This is a genomic window from Prevotella sp. tc2-28 (assembly GCF_900107705.1).
Taxonomy (GTDB): domain Bacteria; phylum Bacteroidota; class Bacteroidia; order Bacteroidales; family Bacteroidaceae; genus Prevotella.
The window spans coordinates 66,154-82,463 of the sequence record NZ_FNRE01000014.1 but is presented as its reverse complement, the minus strand read 5'-3'; the positions used below and the strand labels follow the sequence as shown (position 1 = coordinate 82,463).

At 40.9% G+C, this 16,310-nt stretch carries 25 protein-coding genes; 24 read left to right on the top strand and 1 reads right to left on the bottom strand.

Going from position 1 to position 16,310, the window contains the following annotated elements:
- Positions 1-168: 168 nt before the first annotated feature.
- From BLU47_RS12310 to BLU47_RS12275, 9 genes are all read left to right on the top strand, one after another.
- Entirely contained in the window at positions 169-1,380 is a 1,212-nt protein-coding gene (locus BLU47_RS12310) for a phage integrase SAM-like domain-containing protein (RefSeq protein ID WP_091963239.1), read from the top strand.
- A 436-nt stretch (positions 1,381-1,816) separates the two neighbouring features.
- The gene (locus tag BLU47_RS12300; protein ID WP_091963233.1) at positions 1,817-2,575 is read left to right on the top strand and encodes a DUF4417 domain-containing protein; all 759 of its coding nucleotides are present in this window, start codon (positions 1,817-1,819) and stop codon (positions 2,573-2,575) included.
- Positions 2,576-2,846: 271 nt separating this feature from the next.
- Complete coding sequence (locus tag BLU47_RS12295; RefSeq protein ID WP_091963229.1) at positions 2,847-3,677, top strand: phage antirepressor KilAC domain-containing protein; 831 nt, start codon at positions 2,847-2,849, stop codon at positions 3,675-3,677.
- A 6-nt stretch (positions 3,678-3,683) separates the two neighbouring features.
- The gene (locus tag BLU47_RS14875) at positions 3,684-3,848 is read left to right on the top strand and encodes a hypothetical protein (RefSeq protein ID WP_176780583.1); all 165 of its coding nucleotides are present in this window, start codon (positions 3,684-3,686) and stop codon (positions 3,846-3,848) included.
- Positions 3,845-4,096: a hypothetical protein gene (locus BLU47_RS12290; protein ID WP_091963226.1), complete on the top strand. Its 252-nt coding sequence runs from the start codon at positions 3,845-3,847 to the stop codon at positions 4,094-4,096. Before BLU47_RS14875 ends, BLU47_RS12290 begins: the two co-directional genes overlap by 4 nt.
- Positions 4,093-4,269, top strand: coding sequence for a hypothetical protein (locus tag BLU47_RS14870; protein WP_176780582.1), 177 nt, complete (start codon positions 4,093-4,095; stop codon positions 4,267-4,269). Before BLU47_RS12290 ends, BLU47_RS14870 begins: the two co-directional genes overlap by 4 nt.
- 3 nt (positions 4,270-4,272) lie before the next feature.
- A complete protein-coding gene (locus tag BLU47_RS12285; RefSeq protein ID WP_091963223.1) occupies positions 4,273-4,788 on the top strand; it encodes a Cas9 inhibitor AcrIIA9 family protein in 516 nt (171 codons plus the stop codon).
- A 4-nt stretch (positions 4,789-4,792) separates the two neighbouring features.
- Positions 4,793-5,932: a PcfJ domain-containing protein gene (locus BLU47_RS12280; RefSeq protein WP_091963220.1), complete on the top strand. Its 1,140-nt coding sequence runs from the start codon at positions 4,793-4,795 to the stop codon at positions 5,930-5,932.
- Positions 5,929-6,210: a hypothetical protein gene (locus tag BLU47_RS12275; RefSeq protein ID WP_091963217.1), complete on the top strand. Its 282-nt coding sequence runs from the start codon at positions 5,929-5,931 to the stop codon at positions 6,208-6,210. The genes BLU47_RS12280 and BLU47_RS12275 overlap by 4 nt, the downstream gene beginning before the upstream one ends.
- A gap of 200 nt (positions 6,211-6,410) precedes the next feature.
- Here the strand turns inward: BLU47_RS12275 and BLU47_RS12270 are convergent, their stop codons facing one another.
- On the bottom strand, positions 6,411-6,998 hold the full coding sequence (locus tag BLU47_RS12270) for a hypothetical protein (RefSeq protein WP_091963214.1): 588 nt from the start codon (positions 6,996-6,998) through the stop codon (positions 6,411-6,413).
- A gap of 180 nt (positions 6,999-7,178) precedes the next feature.
- On the opposite strand from BLU47_RS12270, the gene BLU47_RS12265 reads away from it, so the two are divergent.
- The 15 genes from BLU47_RS12265 (at position 7,179) to BLU47_RS12195 (ending at position 16,247) form a co-directional block, all read left to right on the top strand.
- Complete coding sequence (locus BLU47_RS12265; RefSeq protein ID WP_091963211.1) at positions 7,179-7,805, top strand: ParB N-terminal domain-containing protein; 627 nt, start codon at positions 7,179-7,181, stop codon at positions 7,803-7,805.
- A gap of 1 nt (position 7,806) precedes the next feature.
- Positions 7,807-8,553 carry a hypothetical protein gene (locus tag BLU47_RS12260; RefSeq protein WP_091963209.1) on the top strand — a complete coding sequence of 249 codons (747 nt, stop codon included), beginning with the start codon at positions 7,807-7,809 and terminating at the stop codon, positions 8,551-8,553.
- Between the two features lie 14 nt (positions 8,554-8,567).
- The gene (gene queF / locus BLU47_RS12255; RefSeq protein WP_091963206.1) at positions 8,568-9,041 is read left to right on the top strand and encodes a preQ(1) synthase; all 474 of its coding nucleotides are present in this window, start codon (positions 8,568-8,570) and stop codon (positions 9,039-9,041) included.
- Positions 9,042-9,047: 6 nt separating this feature from the next.
- The gene (gene queC / locus BLU47_RS12250; protein WP_091963204.1) at positions 9,048-9,701 is read left to right on the top strand and encodes a 7-cyano-7-deazaguanine synthase QueC; all 654 of its coding nucleotides are present in this window, start codon (positions 9,048-9,050) and stop codon (positions 9,699-9,701) included.
- Positions 9,702-9,708: 7 nt separating this feature from the next.
- Positions 9,709-10,275: a hypothetical protein gene (locus BLU47_RS12245; protein WP_091963202.1), complete on the top strand. Its 567-nt coding sequence runs from the start codon at positions 9,709-9,711 to the stop codon at positions 10,273-10,275.
- 182 nt (positions 10,276-10,457) lie between these two features.
- Positions 10,458-10,820 (top strand): 6-pyruvoyl trahydropterin synthase family protein, encoded by a 363-nt coding sequence (locus BLU47_RS12240; RefSeq protein WP_091963251.1) that lies wholly within the window; start codon positions 10,458-10,460, stop codon positions 10,818-10,820.
- Between the two features lie 3 nt (positions 10,821-10,823).
- Entirely contained in the window at positions 10,824-11,423 is a 600-nt protein-coding gene (locus BLU47_RS12235; protein WP_091963199.1) for a 7-carboxy-7-deazaguanine synthase QueE, read from the top strand.
- A 31-nt stretch (positions 11,424-11,454) separates the two neighbouring features.
- On the top strand, positions 11,455-12,042 hold the full coding sequence (gene folE / locus BLU47_RS12230) for a GTP cyclohydrolase I (RefSeq protein ID WP_255402189.1): 588 nt from the start codon (positions 11,455-11,457) through the stop codon (positions 12,040-12,042).
- Between the two features lie 25 nt (positions 12,043-12,067).
- Entirely contained in the window at positions 12,068-12,313 is a 246-nt protein-coding gene (locus BLU47_RS12225) for a hypothetical protein (RefSeq protein ID WP_143025567.1), read from the top strand.
- Between the two features lie 311 nt (positions 12,314-12,624).
- Complete coding sequence (locus BLU47_RS15200) at positions 12,625-12,759, top strand: hypothetical protein (RefSeq protein ID WP_255402188.1); 135 nt, start codon at positions 12,625-12,627, stop codon at positions 12,757-12,759.
- On the top strand, positions 12,714-13,448 hold the full coding sequence (locus BLU47_RS12215; protein ID WP_369796983.1) for a radical SAM family protein: 735 nt from the start codon (positions 12,714-12,716) through the stop codon (positions 13,446-13,448). The genes BLU47_RS15200 and BLU47_RS12215 overlap by 46 nt, the downstream gene beginning before the upstream one ends.
- Positions 13,449-13,554: 106 nt before the next feature.
- Positions 13,555-13,968, top strand: coding sequence for a hypothetical protein (locus BLU47_RS12210; RefSeq protein ID WP_176780581.1), 414 nt, complete (start codon positions 13,555-13,557; stop codon positions 13,966-13,968).
- A gap of 6 nt (positions 13,969-13,974) precedes the next feature.
- Positions 13,975-15,165, top strand: coding sequence for a PBSX family phage terminase large subunit (locus BLU47_RS12205; RefSeq protein WP_091963178.1), 1,191 nt, complete (start codon positions 13,975-13,977; stop codon positions 15,163-15,165).
- A gap of 152 nt (positions 15,166-15,317) precedes the next feature.
- Positions 15,318-15,563 carry a hypothetical protein gene (locus BLU47_RS12200; RefSeq protein WP_143025566.1) on the top strand — a complete coding sequence of 82 codons (246 nt, stop codon included), beginning with the start codon at positions 15,318-15,320 and terminating at the stop codon, positions 15,561-15,563.
- 42 nt (positions 15,564-15,605) lie between these two features.
- Positions 15,606-16,247 carry a YodL domain-containing protein gene (locus tag BLU47_RS12195; RefSeq protein WP_091963172.1) on the top strand — a complete coding sequence of 214 codons (642 nt, stop codon included), beginning with the start codon at positions 15,606-15,608 and terminating at the stop codon, positions 16,245-16,247.
- Positions 16,248-16,310: the final 63 nt, after the last annotated feature.

Genomic DNA, 16,310 nt, shown 5'->3' with positions numbered 1-16,310 from the left:
GCAAAAATTTTGTGCAATTTCTTCTGTCTTAACTCTATAATATGCTTTATTTAACAATATTTCCGACTTTTAGAGTATAAAAGACAATATCGGGCACAAGAAGGCAATAAATGGAAAGATATTGCGTTAAATGGAATAAAACTTGCAAATTCCTTTCAGTAAACAATAATGAAAATCTCAGTAAAACTTGATAAACGTTATCGGTTATCAAACGGGAAATATAGCGTAAAATTGTCTATCTCTCGCAACGGAAAGACACTCTATATACCATTAGGCATTGAGATAAAAGAAGAGGACTGGGATGCGACAGGTCGAAACCAGAACTATGTAAAGAACGTAAAAGAAAGGGTGGCATTGAATATGTATATAAGAGGAAGGCTGTCACAAGCTGAACAAACTATAAGGGATTTGCAATTAAAAGGACTACTCCGTCAGTTCGATAATAAGAAACTTATAGAGTATTTGTCTATGGATAGGTCTAACTTAGAGAAGAAGCAATTTCTTTCCTATCAAGCGGAATACTGTTTAAAAGAAAAGACAAACAAAGACACAATAGACACTTATAACAATGCCTTGAAAGCCCTTTCAAGACACTATGACTATGATTCTTTTCTCTTGCAAGACTTTACTAAGAAGATGCTTGAAGAGTTTAGAAAGAAGTTAAAAGAAGAAGGGTTAAAGAACAACACTATAATAGGATATATCATAAAACTAAAAGCAATCTACAACTTTGCTTATGATAACGGTGACGTGACAACCCCGTTCCCAAGAATAGCTATTAAGAGAGATACAACGAAGAAACGTTCCTTGCTTGTAGAACAATTAAGGGCGCTGATAAATTGCAAGGCTACTAAGATACAACGTACTTACATAGACATTCTTCTTCTAATAACCTATATGAGAGGTATAAATATGAAAGACCTTTCAGAACTTATGCTAAGTGATTTAAGAAACGGACGTATAGAGTATAACAGAGATAAAACTGGTAAGCATATAGAGATAAAGGTAGAGCCCGAGATAATGGAGATTATTCAAAAATACAAAGGTAAAGAGCATCTACTGAGATTTTTTGACGGGCATAGACCATCCGAAGAGTATCATAAGAGGTTTGGAAATAAAATGCGTATGTCTATTCGCAACGCTGCTATTAAAGCAAATATTACTGAACCAATCTCCGCTTATTGGGGGCGACATACTTGGTCGTCACTTGCTATCGAAATAGGCATAGATATAGCATACGTTAGTGCAGGTCTTTCGCACTCACACGGAGAACCCGTAACGCAAGTCTATATCCAATATCGTCAAAAGAAGATAGATGAAGATAGCCGTCGTGTTATTGATTATATTTTAGAGAAAGGTGAGTTTAAAAGAGAAAGTTAAGAACTATTAATATATTATTATTTTTTAACCAATTTGGTTAAATATTAATAATAAAATAATAGTAAATTATGAATTAAGATAATATATTATTAATTTTGTGAGCAAACTACAGTGTTGCTCATGGAATACAGCCCAAGTGAACAGTTTCGTCGAGCCGATATTATCATTAATGCGGTTTGTAAGGCAGGTAAGATAACGTATTTTCATCTGCTGTCTGCACCTAAGAGTACATTAATGAATACTCTTAGGGGTGTTTGCTGCGTCATTGCCTGGGAGAACGGAGTACACGCCCGGCGATTAGCAAAAATGATACATCGGACAAGAGGCAATGTGCTCAATCAGCAGAGAAAATATCTCGGGTTCTTGCGTTCAAGAGATTCTATGACTGTGGATATATATAATAAGGTAAAAGAAGATATTAAACTACAGATAGAAAATGGAGAAGTATAAAGAATTAGAACAGGTGATTCCCGACACCTTATTCCCATCGGACAATGATGCCGAGATACCAAACCTACGGCTTGATATGCAAGCAGAAGAGTTGTCAATACCATTCCTTTGCTGGGGAGAGCAAAAAAGAACTACTAACCTCTTAGGTCTTGGCTCTATGCACTTCTATACGGATGATTACCGTTATACGGCGCTTTACGACCACCCAGAGCAGATACTCCGAGCCAATCCACGTAATATAGTAGAGCCAAACTATTCCCTCTTTGACGATATGCCTATAAGTTTCGGATTGCAACGTATTTATAAAAAACGATGGATAGCCCGTGCAATGCAAGAACGAGGTATTCGTATTTTCGTAGATTTGAACGTTGCTCAAAAGTTCTATAAGTTGAATATGCTCGGTGTTCCGATGGGATGGAAGTCATTTTGCACTCGCGGATACTCGGAGAGATTGGAGAACCTTGAATATGAATATGAAATAGCAAAAAACTGGGCAAAAGGAGAAGAACCACTCTTTGTTATCTATGGAGGTGGCGCATCTTGTCGGCGGTTTGCACAAGAGCACGGATGTATCTATGTAAACCCAGTGGTAACGACAAAGAAAAAACTAGAAGCATTGAAGAAAATTCATGAAGGAATAGCGTTCTTTAACGACGAATTTTCTATCAAAGACCTTGAAAAGATGACACACTTTGACAAGCAGTTAGAGGATTTTACCAAGAATAAAGCAATCGAATCCAAATAAATCTTAAATGTTAAGGTATGTTAATTAAAGAAATATAAAAAATTAACAGATTTTCACAATTAAGTTTTTTCGATGAACTCTTCTATTTAAATTTGGAGTGAATTTAAAGATAGGAGATACAACAATGGATAATCATTATCCAATCGGAAGACAGAAAATCTGTTAGTAGAAGCAAACGCGAGCCACGGAGCCGCAAGAGAGTAGGGCGGCAGTAATGTCGCCTTACTCTTTATTTTAGAAGAATACGAAGTCTAACATAAAACGTACAACAATGAATGAGAATCAGATTATTTTAACCAAAGGAAGTACCGAAAGCGATATTCGGAGGTATTTCGAAGGAGTACTACAACTAAGTAAGAGTAGTGAGGAGTTTCCTGTCAATCTTGACGAGGTATGGCCTCTGGTGTATGGACAGAAAGGTGATGCCGTTGGTGCATTGAAGAAGAAATTTGAAGAGGGCATTGATTACAAAGCAGTTCCTATCGCTTTGGAAGATGCCAAAGCGAAGAAAGGAGGGCAGAATAAGATGGATTATTACCTTACAACTTCTTGCTTGGAGTATTTTATCGCTCGAAAAGTGCGTCCTGTATTTGAAGTTTATCGTGCGGTATTCCATAGAGTAGCAAATTCACAGACACCTGCTTTGCCCGATTTCTCCAACCCGGCAGAGGCTGCAAGGGCATGGGCAGAGCAGTATGAGCAGAAGATGATTGAGGCACGGCGGGCTGACGAAGCCGAGAAGCAAGTACTTGCTCTATCTGCTGAGATTGAATCCTTACAGCCTAAACTTAGTTACTACGATACGATACTTGCCTCCAAAGAAACGGTAACTATCACCCAGATTGCGCAAGATTACGGAATGTCGGCGGTTGCCCTCAATAAGACCCTACAAGAATTAAAGGTGCAACACAAAGTAAACGGTCAATGGATTCTCTATGCGCCGTTTATATCACAGGGATATGTTCACTCTAAGCCTGTGGAGATAACACGCACAAACGGAAAGAAAGACGTTAAGATGAATACAGAGTGGACGCAGAAAGGTCGTCTATTCCTCTATAACGGGTTAAAGAATCACGGAATATTACCATTAATTGAAAGATAAACAACTATGAAGATAGAGAAATTTAATATTGCTTTTTTTTGCGAAAAAGGAAATTGGAGTGTAAAAGAAGCAACGGAGTTCCCTACATTAGAACGTGTCAATGAAACAGCAGAGTGTCTTGAAGAGTTAGGTCTTGGGAGAATAAAAAAAATCGTAATAGATATAATATGAAAGAAATAAGATTTAAGCAATGTATTCAGATAAGCAAGTCAATAGAAGGTATCTTTCGATTGCCTTGTGTGGCAGCAATAAGGAAAGATATCTTTGGTGCTGCATTCTACGACACTTACGGCTTCATAATGGACGACGGGAAGAGTGTGTCGGCAAGAGAAGGCGATTGGCTTTGTGAAGGCTATAACAACAAATGGTGGTGGTTTACCAATGAACAGTACGAACAATTAAAAACTAAAGAACAATGAGCAAGAAAGAAGCATTATTGAGAGTAAAGAATGATTTAGACAATCGCAGATGTGTAGAAATACATCTTATCTGGACTAACGGAGAGAAATCGGGTATTGGGAACCCGAATGCCATCAAAGCAGCGATGGACGCATTAAAGGAAGAAATGGAACGACAACTAAATGAACTATAAGTTATGGAAATAAGACAAGCAATCAGTATGTACCTTACGGCGAAAGCCTACAAGGACGAGGGTTTTATGGAAATCTACGGCAACCCTAAGAAGAATCTCGACGAATGTGTCCTTTACATTCAGGCGAAGATGCTGGAGAAGGTCACAGAAGAACAAAAGAAGGGCGGTGCGGCGGTAGTCATACCGTCGGACGATGAAATCTTCGCCCTCGCAGTACAGTACTACGTCGACACTGACATCAAGGTGGACGGTGACAGATTCGACAACGTAAAGTTGGTGTCGGCAGCGGCAACGACGTTCAGCGAGGAAGAAAAACAGAAGATGCGTCAGGAGGCTATCAAGAAATATCAAGACGATGTGATAGCCGAAATGAAGAAGAAAGACGAAGAACGTCGCAAAAAGGCAGCACAAGCGAAGAAACCAACCTCGCCTACACTTATACCCGATACAAAAGAAACGGGCGCAGAGCCAAAGCAAGAGGCAAAAGAACCGGCATTACAGATGGATTTATTTCAGTAGAGTTATGAAACCAAGAAACGCAGAAGAACGTAGAGTAGTAGAATTATCCGCTACCCTCAAAGAAATACGTCCAAAAGATATTGAATGGATAGATAAAGATTATAAGCGTATCTATCAAAGGAAAGGCCTATGCTATTACCTTATAATGGAACGTTGCAAAGAGTGGCAGGTTATTCGCTATTACTACAAACGTCCGAGAACGCTATTTGAGTTTGCGCAGGTATGGCTCAATGAAGAGTGCATTATTGCAATGGCGAAGATGCGTTTTATGGGCGTTGATAGATGGAAGAGAGATTCTGAAATGACTATCAAAGATTGGTTCCGTAGAGAAGCACACTATAGATACTCTTATCTCGGAGGTATGGATAGGATAGGATGGAGTAGAGCAAAGGTTCGTTCATTACTGCCTGCATTGAAACAGCGAGGAATGAAAACCACTACGCACGGCGTAAGTCCTTATAAATTCGCGCTCGCTTTGTTAAAGAATAACCGAATGGAAACACTCCTTAAAGTTCATCAGCACTTACTCTTTAGGTATTTCGCCTACCATGAAGAAAAGCTAACGGAGACTATCTGGAACTCTATTCGTGTCGCTCTCCGTCACGGCTATCATTGGGAAGATAAAAAAGAGGTGTCGGATTGGATAGATATGATAAATGATTTGGATTATCTCGGATTAGACACAAGAAATCCGCACTATATCTGCCCCGAATACCTTTCGGAAGCACATTTGCACTGGACGACAAAAGTAAACCTGAAACGTTTCCTTGAAAGAGAGAAAGAGAAGATTGAAGCCTACGAACCTATCTTCCGAGAACAGCGCAAACAGTTCCTTGATATGATACTACAATGTGATAACATTGTCATACAAGCTATCCCTACGGCGATGGGTATCGCAGAGGAAGGGGCTCATATGTGCCACTGTGTCGGCGGTTACTATGATAAGCCCAACTCCCTTATCCTTTCTGCTAAGATTGACGGCAAGAGAGTGGAAACAGTAGAGGTGAATCTGACTAATTACAAAGTGGTTCAGAGCCGAGGCGTGCAAAACAAGGAAACTCCTTATCATAAGCAGATAGTGGAACTGGTACAGAGAAATATGAAAGAGATAAAGAAACGTAACAAATTAAAGAAAGTAGTATGAAAGTATTTGCATGTAAAAGACAGGGCAGTTATAGCGGAGGGCTCATTCTGGTTGCAGCCTCGACAAAAGAAGAAGCATTCTATGTCTTTGCCCATGACAAGAGATTTGATTGGATGATAGATAGTCGTACCCCAGAAGGCTCTTGGGTAGATGTAGATGCTAAAAATGCCATCGTTACATCGGATTATTACCCTCTGGAGAAGTGGCATGAAGTAGAGTGTTTAACGGCACAAGTATCTGAACCACAGGTAATTATAGAAGATGGACATTCTGAATAATTGTCTTAATGCGTCTTAATATCGCGGTATATCGTCTTAAAACAATTTAAAAAAATATAATTCTAACATTGAAACTAATATTCTTTGATAAAATATTATTAAATTTGCACCCAGAAAGATAGTGTGATAGATGCTGGTATATGTGGAACAAACCAGACGTTCTGCGGAAGGAAGGGTCCGATTCCCTCGTCACACTATCTTTATATTTTTATTCTTTTGTAACCATGTTCAATACCAAACATCTTCTTATCTGTAACAACGGAACTACTTACATGATTGGTTACGATAGTCTTTCCATTTGCTAATGTTACTCTATCGTTTGGTTTTAGAACAAACATATTTTTATAATCTGTGAAAATGATAGCGCCAGTATGTTCATAGATATCCATACCTCCTATCTTCTTCGGCATCTTTGCTATCTCACTTAAAGGAACAACTTTCCCCTTTTCTTCTTTATCTCCTGTTCGGTGATGAAACATTGACTTCTGTCCTATGTAAGCGTCTCTATTTACTATATGAATTCCTGTCATATCTTCAAACTTTTCTGCTAATACAGGAGATAATGTTCCAAACTTAAAAGGAGCTGTATCTTTACTAAAGCCATTTTCTTTCTTTTCTTCAATAATCTTTTCCAATCGCTTTGTAGCAGAATTCGCCAATCTGCCATTTTGCATGAAGGCATAGTTCTTAGAATACACAGTAACAGATTTCACCGTTCCTGCCGTACTACGACTTACTTTCAATAAAGAAGCATTACTACTTCTTGTATTTCCACTTCCTTTTGCCATATTCTATTTTCTTGCAAAGGTAGAGAAAAAGAAAAAAGCGCAGACAGAAGTGTGGTAGATGACAATAAACAAGTTTAAAGCCTTGCAAACCCTATTTGTTTACACGCTAACACCTTAAAATCCGTAAAACTATATATAATACCCGTATCTTTGCATAAAATTGAATAAAACAGCAAAGATATGGCAAAGAAAAACGACATCGCAGAAGCGCAGAAATTGGACTATACTCACGTCCTTTCCGCATCCTTAATCGAACAAAATGACGGACAGCTTGAAGGCCTTCCAAAGAACCCTCGTTATATCAAGGACGAGAGGTTTGCTAAACTCAAACTTTCTCTGGAGCAATCGCCCGAGTTCCTTGAAGCCAACCCCTTGAAGGTCTATCCGCTTGATAACGGACACTACATTATCATCGGCGGCAATATGCGTTTCCTTGCAGGTCGTGAGGTCGGCATAACCGAGTTCCCTTGCTATATCTTCAAGAAAGAAACGCCCGTAGAGAAACTGAAAGAGTTTGTCATCAAGGATAACATTGCTTTCGGTAACACCGATTGGGATGCACTTGCCAACGACGATTGGGATGTTTCGGACTTAGAGGATTGGGGTATGGATGTTTCGTTCCTTACCTCGGACGAGGAAGATATGGACCTGTCGGGATTGTATGAGGAGCACGAAGCAACGCAGAAAGAGAAGCCTATCACAATCACTATCGAAGTTCCTAACGAAATGGGCGACAAGGTAGATGACATCAAAGAGGCACTGAAAGTGACGCTTGAAGAGTGGGAAGGATGCACAATAAAGAAGTAAGATGATAGTATATCTCGCCATAACATCATTGATACAGCCGTATGACTGTCTGCGAGGTGCCGATGTGCTTTCGTCTTACTACTATTGTCAGAGCCTGCCGAAACTCGTTGCGGAGATTCCGAATATGCGCAACTTTCTACTTGATAGCGGAATCTTTACCTTTATTAATTCGGGTAAGTATGTCAACATGGACGAGTATATAAGAAACTATGCTGCATTCATTCGTGACTATAAGATAAAGGACTATGTAGAGTTAGACGTGGACCAGATAGAAGGAGTAGAGCAGACTCGTCGCATCCGTGACAAACTGGAAAACCTCGTAGGTTGGCAGTCTATCCCTGTATGGCATACTATAAGGGGCACGGAGAGTTTCGTGCGAGATTGCAAAGATTACCCCCGTATCTGTCTTGGATTCTTTCTTACCGAAGGATTATCAACTAAGGTAACAGAAAAGTATGCGCCAAAGATGATTAAACTCGCCCATCAGCATAATTGTAAAATACACGGGTTGGGCTTCACAAAGACCTCCCTACTGCCAAAGTTCCATTTCGACAGTGTGGATAGCAGCACATGGTCTATGGGAAAACGTTACGGCTCTATGTGTGTCTTTGACAAAGAGAAAAAGGTGATGAAGATGGTTACTCGTCCCGCAGGCCACAAAGCTAATGGTGCTATCATCGAAAAGTATAACTTGCAGCAATGGCGACTCTATCAAGATTACGCAATAAAGAATTTACCAACCATTTAAATATATAGAAGATTATGAGTAGAAAAGAAAACGAATTAGGAAATGTTTCCCTGTTAGGCAATCAGCACACGAAGTACCCAACAGACTATGCACCCGAGGTACTGGAGACGTTCATCAACAAGCACCCCGACAATGACTATGTGGTGACGTTCAACTGTCCTGAGTTTACAAGCCTGTGCCCTAAGACACATCAGCCCGACTTCGCAAAGATTATCATCAACTACATTCCCCGTGAGAAGATGGTTGAGAGTAAGTCACTCAAACTCTATCTCTTCTCATTCCGTAATCACGGAGATTTCCATGAGGATTGTGTCAATATGATTATGAAAGACCTTGTTAAGCTGATGGAGCCGAAGTATCTGGAGGTAATCGGCATCTTCAACCCAAGAGGTGGTATCTCTATCTATCCTTTCGCTAACTATGTAGGCGATGAGAAGTATCAAGCGCTTGCAACACAGCGTATGGCAGCAGTATTCCGTAATGAGTAAAAGAAAATGAAAGACGCTCTGATTGTTGTTTCTGGAGGTATGGATTCAATAACTCTCCTGAACGAATTTAAAGACGAAATCGCTATGGCGGTTACTTTTAACTACGGTAGCAACCATGCGGAGAAAGAGATTGGTTTTGCAAAACTGCACTGCGAAAGATTAGGTATCAAGCACCTTATCATTCCTCTGGAGTTTATGCACCAATACTTCAAATCCTCTCTCCTTGAAGGTGCGGACGCTATTCCCGAGGGGCATTATGCCGACGAGAATATGAAGTCAACAGTTGTTCCTTTCCGTAACGGCATTATGCTTGCTATTGCCTGCGGGTTAGCAGAATCAAACAATCTGCACCGAGTAATGATAGCAAACCATTCGGGTGACCACGCAATCTACCCCGACTGCCGAAAGGAGTTCGTCGATGCAATGTCCGATGCAATGAAAAAAGGCACGTATGAGGGCGTTGAAATCTTCGCTCCCTATACTAATATATCAAAGACAGACATCGCCAAGAGAGGCAAAGCAATCGGGCTCAATTATGCCGAAACATGGTCTTGCTACAAAGGTGGAGAGAAACATTGCGGAAAATGTGGCACTTGTGTAGAGCGCAAAGAGGCTCTAAGGGATGCAGGTATCGACGACCCGACAGAGTACGAGGAGTAACTGAGGTATGGCAAAGGCATTCGGTAGCACTCGGATAGTTCAGCCCTCTGCGGCAGGAAAGGCTGCTAACCTTGCGGATTTCAACGCTCGTATGGCGACAGGTCAGTATGACCCATCCAATTCGTCAATCTCTGCCGTAAGTGGTGCTTATGTAGCCTATATGACAGGCCACGAATACCACATAGAGGAGATGGAAGCTGCGAAAGCTCTTTCTGACGCTGGATTCAACGTCGTATTGACCCCCGAAGGACCGGGCTACGAGATATACGCAACTAACATGCAAAAAGGCAAATTCTCAGAAGGTACGGTCAGTCAGATAACATATGAGCAGACAACGCCTAAGAGTATCAAGGACGAAGCAAAGGTGACAGTAAAGAATGCTATCGTACACGCAAACAAAAAGCATTCGGAAATCGCTCTCATATATGACAGGCACAACCTCTTTCATAGAAAGGATATAGAAGACGGCATGAAGCATTATCAGAGCATTACACCGAAATGGGAATTCAAGGCAAAAGTTGTGTTAGTTGTAAACTCTAAAGGCGAAGTCTATGAGCATCAGTTCGACAAATAAAAAAAGGGGGCTTTCACCCCTATGCTGGCTTAAAGAGGGTCATAGGCGGCATCGCCTACCTCGAAAATACGTGTAAAGGACGTAAGATGCCTTCGTTTCAACCGATACCCATTTTCAAAGGGCAAAATTAATAAGAAAGATTCAGATAACAAAATTAATTAAGAAGAATTATGGAAAACTTTATTTATTGCGTATCGAAGCGTATGGAGATAGCAGGCGCACATCGTCTCAACCTCTCCTATGAAAGTAAGTGTCAGAACCTTCACGGACACAACTGGATAATTACATTGTATTGTGCTGCAAAAGAGTTGAACAAGGACGGAATGGTATGTGATTTTAAGCATATCAAAGAGAAGATTCACGGACGCTTAGACCACGGCAATCTTAACGAAATCCTCGACTTTAACCCTACGGCAGAGAATATCGCTAAATGGTGCACTCAGCAAATCCCCGAATGCTACAAAGCAATGGTGCAGGAGAGCGAGGGTAACATTGCCGTTGCCACCGACCTCGACTTTCATCTTGACATCTATAAACTTCTCTAAGATATGAATATGATAGAAAAGGAATACATGGTGAATGAAATCTTCTATTCTCTCCAAGGAGAAGGAAGATGGGCCGGAAGAGCAGCAATTTTTATTCGTTTCTCAGGGTGTAATCTAAAATGCCCTTTCTGTGATACCGACTTTGCTTCTTACAAGAAGATGAAAGCAAAAGACATACTCAAAGAACTCTTAGAGTATAGTCAATGCAATTTTGTCGTACTTACAGGCGGAGAGCCAACGTTGCAAGTAACGGAAGATTTTGTTGATATGCTACACGCTAACGGATACTATGTGGCAATGGAAACCAATGCCACAAGAGAAGTTCCGAGAAACATCAATTGGATTACGGCATCGCCAAAGAAAGCATATGTGAGCGGAGGTAGCGTGTGGCTGACAAAGGCTGACGAAGTAAAAGTTGTCTATGATGCCGTCCAAGAGCCTGACGCTTTTGGAATAAGTGCCAAAGAGTACTATATCCAACCTTGCGACACTGGCGACAAGGAGATGAACGATTATATCATTAAGAAATGTGTAGAGTGGGTTAAGAACCATCCTAAATGGAAACTTTCTCTTCAACAACAGAAAATACTTAAAGTAAGATAAGATTATGGAAAAGGAAAGAAGCGAAAAAGATTTGGTTATAGAGAAGTTGGTACGACAGCTTCTTATAGAGATAGGTGAAGATCCGGACCGCGAAGGATTGAAGGGAACACCCCACAGAATTAGTAAGATGTTCAAAGAAATCTATCGTGGCTACGACCAAACAAAAGCACCGAAGATTACTACATTCCCTAACGGAACGGACGGAATCACTTACGACAATATGGTTATCGACCAAGGGGATTTCTATTCTCAGTGTGAGCATCATATGAAGGACTTCTTCGGAAAGTACTGGTTTGCTTACATACCAGCACCAGAAGGAAGAATCCTCGGAATCTCCAAGATTGGACGTGTGGTAGACTACTGTTCAGCAAAGTTACAAGTACAAGAGCGTCTTTCTCACGACATCGTGGCAATGCTCAAAGAAGCCCTGATGAAAGACGGCGCACCTGAGCCTCTCGGAATTGCTCTTGTAATGAAGGGTCGTCATATGTGTAAAGAAAGTCGCGGTGCAAGAAAGAAAGGCATAATGACAACAACGGTCATTGAAGGCGCTTTCCGTGACGACCCGATTGTAAGAGAAGAGTTTATGCACCAAGTAGGAAACGTAACAGAAGTATAAGACTATGGTAAGAAAGAAAGCAAACATGGATAGTAATCTCCTTAAAGAGATGTTTAACGAAAACCTCTCCGCATCATTAGCAAGCAATATCGCTACCGAAGTAGAGAAGCAGTTAAAAGCAAATAATATCCCTTACACCGTAGGCGAACAGCCCAAGATGGAGAATGGTAAAGTTATCGGTTGCAACAAACTCATAACTATTACGGATTCTGAGAAGTTCTACAATGCTATTCAGAGCACACCAGAGTCAGACGATGAAAGAGAGGAATAGACGGACAACCCCGAAAGGTATCTTGGAGAGAGTGACTGGCAAGAAATTGGAGAACAATATCCTTCCAGCCTCTCATAAGGTGCTTATAATGGAGTATCTACTGTCTTGCTCTACCAAAGAAATGATAAAGTATAAGGAGTTGGAATACCCGACATTCATAAATGAGTGTGCGATGCTTCTATTTAACGGGAAGTTGGGCGAATATATAAGTGTACTCAGTCAATGTAGGGCAATGGCAAGGGAAGACGTTGATAACGCAAGATAACAGGTTATGAAAGAGTTTCAATCATTTTTTAAAACCGTTAAAGGGAATGAAGGGAATAAGTGTCATTACCCTACAAGGCTTGATACTTATGGCTGTGGCTGTCAGCATGATTGCAAGTACTGTTACGCTAAGAGCCTGCTTGATTTCCGCAAGCTATGGAATGCCTCTGAGCCTTCCGTAGTGAATATACAGAAAGTACACAGAACCATCAGGCGTAACCTTAAAGAGGGCGATATTGTCCGTCTTGGAGGTATGACTGATTGCTTTCAGCCATTAGAACGCCATCATAGAGCCACTTTCCATACCATAGAGGAGTTGAATAAGCAGAATATAGGTTATCTCATTGTCACCAAATCAGATATGGTGGCGGATGACGATTATATGGCACTTATGAGAAAAGACCTCGCTCATATACAGATTACGGTAACCTGTACTGACGATTCTTTCTGTCGGCTGTATGAAAAAGCCACTCCCCCGACAAAAAGGATAGCAGCGATAGAGAAATTGCAATCAGCAGGGTTTGACGTACAACTACGGCTCTCCCCTTATATTCCTCAGTTCATAGAGAAAGGCGTCTTGGATATGGGTATTATCAACAACGTTCAATGCGACAAGATACTTGTAGAGTTTCTTCGCGTGAACACTTGGATTCGCAAATGGTTCAATATTGATTACTCCGACTATACTTTCAATCAAAGTGGCTATATTCATATGCCTCTGGAGTTGAAGATAAAGTATCTTAGCCTGATAAAAGGATTCAAAGAGCTGACTGTTTGTGAAGACGTGAGCGAGCACTACGATTACTGGCAGCGCAAGGTAAACCCGAACAGGGACGATTGTTGCAATCTACGGAAAAATATGTCGTTTTAAGCGGTTTTATGTAGTTATATGTTAATAGGAGTGTATTAGGAGTATGGGAGGATTAAGCAGAGACCCGAAGAAAAGGAGCAATCAGCTCGCCAACCTTAAGAAAGGAATGGCAAAGAAAGGTGACGTTCTGAACCCGAAGGGCAGACCACGAAACACTATCCGCACAATGATAAAGGAGTTTGAGGATGCAGGTCTTGTCGTTCCCTCCAACGAGGAAATGGGAAAGATGTATCTCTATATCGCCACATTGAACGAGGAAGAATTGAAGAAACTTCTCAACGACAAAGAGCTGCCTATGATGACACGTATCATCGCAAGAGGTATTCTTTCTAAGAAAGGACTTGACGTTGTGGATAAGATTGTAAACCGTGCCTATGGAAGCCAGCAGCATATCGACATCACCACCAACGGAAAGGATTTACAGCCTGAGCCAATGAAACTTATCTTTGTTGCTAACAAGGAAGAGTTAGAAAAAATAGAGAACGAAATACCAAACACAGAGGAAAAGGAAGGAAAGTAACAAGCAATGCCACAAGGATATGTCACTAAGAACTATGTAAGGCTTGACGCAGCTTACAGGAAAGGTTATACGACGGCTTCTTTACAGGGGTCGTCGCGTAGCTCTAAGACCTATTCCAACGTTCAGTGGCTTATCCATATGTGCTATGATGTGCCAGGCACTACGGTAAGTATCGTCCGTAAGACAATGCCTGCACTAAAAAGGTCGGTATTCCGTGACTTCAAGGAGATTATGATAGACTGGGGTCTATGGAATGACCGCCAGATGAATAAGTCGGAGTTTGTCTATACTTTTGGTAATGGCTCATGGATAGAGTTCTTTTCTTGCGAGGACGAGCAGAAACTTCGTGGTTCTAAGCGTCAGATTCTCTTTGTTAATGAAGCAAACGAAATATCATTCCTTGAATGGCAGCAGTTACAGATGCGCACAACTGCCTTTTCTATCATTGACTACAACCCTTCATTCTCCGAAGAACATTGGATTAATCAGGTAAACCTTGAAAAGCGCACTCATTTCTGGATTTCCACCTACAAGGATAATCCATTTCTTGAACAGAAAGTCATTGACGAAATTGAGAGCCTACAATGGAAGAATAATAGCCTTTGGCAGGTGTATGGTCTTGGACAGCGTGCCGTCGTAGAAGGATTGGTGTTCCCGCATATAGAGATAGTAGACCGCATACCAAGAGAGGCGACAAGACATCGTTTCTGTGGTATGGACTTAGGTTATGCCGCAGACCCCACGGCAATTATAGAGGTATGTTTTTGGAAAGACACAATCTATCTTAATGAGTTGTGTTACCAAACACATATGCTCACATCTGACATTATCAGAGAGTTAAAAGAGATAGAATGGGAGCCCGAAATCATTTCCGAGAGTGCCGACCCTCGTATGGTAGACGAAATCTATAACGCTGGACTTGACATTAAAGCCGTTCATAAGTACGCAGGTTCAATCAATGCCGGACTTATGAAGATGAAGGAATATAAAATATGTATAACAAGGACTTCAAGCAATCTTATTAAGGAGTTCCGTAACTACACCTATCGTCAAGACAAAGAGGGTAAGTGGCTCAATGAGCCTATTGATGCTTTCAACCACGGTATCGACGCAATCCGTTATGTTGTACTTGAAAAGATTTTGGGTGGTTACGGAAGCGGAATGAGCGCATCGGAGATACTTGGAATTGTCGGGTAATTTTACTTAAAACGTCTTAAAATCACTTCTTATCATCTTAAATTCCTTTAAATTCTTATAGATTTCTTAGAGAAATTATTAATCTATGAGAATAAATTATTAAATTTGGAATGAAAATAATAATTATTCACTTAAAAATAGGAGATACAACAATGAAGCAGTTATTTATTATCTATCAGGTAGAAGGAGGAGGCATTGGTTACAAGCCCGCAAAGGTTAATCTGCCAGTTGGAGCAAGAATTTGTCTCGACAGAGAGAAGATGAAGTTTGCGAAAGTGGAGAAGATAGTAAATGCAACCGCAGAGGAGATGAAGAATGCCTGGAATGTAGCAAAAGCACAGAACCGTTATATCGAAACCAGTGCTAATTTTAAAGTTTTGTTCTTTGGGCAGTTTTAAGCAAGAATTTAGTTTAACAATAAATAAATAGGAGATACAGCAATGAAGAATTTTAGAGTTTATCAGTTGCCAGTAGGGCACGTCGCAAAGTTTATGCGCCTTAGTTTTGTCAAAGAGCATAACATCATGCCAAAGTTAGAGGATTACAAACTCGTTTATGAAGGAGAGTTTGAACCACAAGGCGAGTATTCAGAACCCGACCAACTCTACATGAAGTTTCAAGACGAAAAGCCTGAAGGTTACACAGGACACTCTATCTCAATGAGCGATGTCGTAGAGATTGACGGGAAGTATTACTATTGCGACGATTATGGATGGGAAGAGATTTCCTTCCAGACCGAAGAAGAGGAAAAGGGCGAGGAGTATACCGTAACTCTTTCTGAGCAATTCCTTCATTTCGCCAAGAACGGCGACATCCTCAATGACACCATCAAAGTCGGTGAATGGAAAGTAGATAGGATTTGGGAAAGACAGGGAGGCAGACGTGACAGGAGTGGCAACCTCACCGTGGAGAATATGTGGAGCGCAAAACTTATCGGCGACCCTGTTAGGTATATGGACTATACTCGCAAGCAGTTAAGAAAGACGATAAGCGGCAGAAAAGTCACCGTAAGGGTCTCAATCCCGAAGAAGAATGTAATAAGTTTCTCACCCGAGGACGTGCCGGCAGAGGTGGTTGCATAAAAGTTAAATGAGCGGGTTTTAACGCCCGCTCTCATTAGTTTACAAAGAAGAGGTATAATTATA

Coding starts and splice junctions, on each gene's coding strand:
- BLU47_RS12310 (WP_091963239.1), top strand. CDS start 169: ATGAAAATCTCAGTAAAACTTGATAAACGTTATCGGTTATCAAACGGG.
- BLU47_RS12275 (WP_091963217.1), top strand. CDS start 5,929: ATGAAAGTATTTGCATGTAAAAGACAGGGCAGTTATAGCGGAGGGCTC.
- BLU47_RS12205 (WP_091963178.1), top strand. CDS start 13,975: ATGCCACAAGGATATGTCACTAAGAACTATGTAAGGCTTGACGCAGCT.
- BLU47_RS12235 (WP_091963199.1), top strand. CDS start 10,824: ATGAATATGATAGAAAAGGAATACATGGTGAATGAAATCTTCTATTCT.
- BLU47_RS15200 (WP_255402188.1), top strand. CDS start 12,625: ATGAAGGGAATAAGTGTCATTACCCTACAAGGCTTGATACTTATGGCT.
- BLU47_RS12300 (WP_091963233.1), top strand. CDS start 1,817: ATGGAGAAGTATAAAGAATTAGAACAGGTGATTCCCGACACCTTATTC.
- BLU47_RS12280 (WP_091963220.1), top strand. CDS start 4,793: ATGAAACCAAGAAACGCAGAAGAACGTAGAGTAGTAGAATTATCCGCT.
- BLU47_RS12200 (WP_143025566.1), top strand. CDS start 15,318: ATGAAGCAGTTATTTATTATCTATCAGGTAGAAGGAGGAGGCATTGGT.
- BLU47_RS12260 (WP_091963209.1), top strand. CDS start 7,807: ATGATAGTATATCTCGCCATAACATCATTGATACAGCCGTATGACTGT.
- BLU47_RS12225 (WP_143025567.1), top strand. CDS start 12,068: ATGGATAGTAATCTCCTTAAAGAGATGTTTAACGAAAACCTCTCCGCA.
- queF (WP_091963206.1), top strand. CDS start 8,568: ATGAGTAGAAAAGAAAACGAATTAGGAAATGTTTCCCTGTTAGGCAAT.
- BLU47_RS12270 (WP_091963214.1), bottom strand. CDS start 6,998: ATGGCAAAAGGAAGTGGAAATACAAGAAGTAGTAATGCTTCTTTATTG.
- BLU47_RS12285 (WP_091963223.1), top strand. CDS start 4,273: ATGGAAATAAGACAAGCAATCAGTATGTACCTTACGGCGAAAGCCTAC.
- BLU47_RS12210 (WP_176780581.1), top strand. CDS start 13,555: ATGGCAAAGAAAGGTGACGTTCTGAACCCGAAGGGCAGACCACGAAAC.
- BLU47_RS14870 (WP_176780582.1), top strand. CDS start 4,093: ATGAGCAAGAAAGAAGCATTATTGAGAGTAAAGAATGATTTAGACAAT.
- queC (WP_091963204.1), top strand. CDS start 9,048: ATGAAAGACGCTCTGATTGTTGTTTCTGGAGGTATGGATTCAATAACT.
- BLU47_RS12290 (WP_091963226.1), top strand. CDS start 3,845: ATGAAAGAAATAAGATTTAAGCAATGTATTCAGATAAGCAAGTCAATA.
- BLU47_RS12295 (WP_091963229.1), top strand. CDS start 2,847: ATGAATGAGAATCAGATTATTTTAACCAAAGGAAGTACCGAAAGCGAT.
- BLU47_RS12265 (WP_091963211.1), top strand. CDS start 7,179: ATGGCAAAGAAAAACGACATCGCAGAAGCGCAGAAATTGGACTATACT.
- BLU47_RS12195 (WP_091963172.1), top strand. CDS start 15,606: ATGAAGAATTTTAGAGTTTATCAGTTGCCAGTAGGGCACGTCGCAAAG.
- BLU47_RS12245 (WP_091963202.1), top strand. CDS start 9,709: ATGGCAAAGGCATTCGGTAGCACTCGGATAGTTCAGCCCTCTGCGGCA.
- BLU47_RS14875 (WP_176780583.1), top strand. CDS start 3,684: ATGAAGATAGAGAAATTTAATATTGCTTTTTTTTGCGAAAAAGGAAAT.